1 protein-coding gene is annotated in these 798 nt (G+C 42.6%); it reads left to right on the top strand.

What is annotated here, in order from left to right; all coding sequences use genetic code 11:
* Positions 1–361: 361 nt before the first annotated feature.
* On the top strand, positions 362–798 hold a 437-nt coding region (locus tag HMPREF0240_RS23240), incomplete at its 3' end, for a reverse transcriptase domain-containing protein (RefSeq protein ID WP_009005831.1).

The raw sequence follows: 798 nt of genomic DNA, 5'->3' as shown, positions 1-798 counted from the left end.
TTGAAATGCTATTGAGCTCCGAAATTTTACAAAGTCTCAGAGGCCGACGCAGTTTACCCATGCGGAAGGCAACATCACAGTAAGCGTTAGAGAAACGATGCGAGTTTATTGTGGCTCTGGCGGAGTCAGAGGGCCAATCATGTTTTACAATGACTATCCTGTCAACTTGGGAGAGCCTGTGATTTCTTGCAGCAAAGCAAGTATGACGTACAACTATAAAATGGAGGAAATCAAACGAATCACAGGCAGTCGGATGCCGGCGTAGTATCGAAGAAACCGCTAATCACGGTGGAGAAAAGGCTGGCACATAATAACGATCTTTCAGAGGACACATTTACCGTACTCAGGGACGGGAGGATAAATGGAAACGAAATTAGAAAGAATAGCAGACAAATCGGCTCATGAAAACCGACCGATATTTACTTCATTGTATCACTTACTAAACGAGGAATTACTGCTCCAATGCCACAAGGAATTAAGCGGAAAGAAAGCAGTAGGAATTGACGAAATAACCAAAGAAGAATACGCACAGAACCTTAGGATAAACATCAGGAATCTGGTGAAAAGGCTAAAGAATAAAGCTTATAAGCCAAAGCCGACGTTGCGGGTATACATCCCAAAAGCAAATGGAAAGAAACGTCCTCTGGGAATAGCGTCCTATGAAGATAAGATAGTGCAGTTAGGATTGAAGAAGATACTGGAAGCAGTGTACGAACCAAAGTTTCAAGAGAATATGTATGGCTTTCGGCCAAACCGGAACTGTCATATGGCAATCAAAGAGTTGTGTATCAGTATCGT

This window comes from Clostridium sp. D5 (genome assembly GCF_000190355.1).
In the GTDB taxonomy this organism is placed as follows: domain Bacteria; phylum Bacillota; class Clostridia; order Lachnospirales; family Lachnospiraceae; genus Faecalicatena; species Faecalicatena fissicatena_A.
The sequence above is the reverse complement of the archived record's forward strand: the minus strand, read 5'-3'. Positions and strand labels throughout refer to the sequence as shown.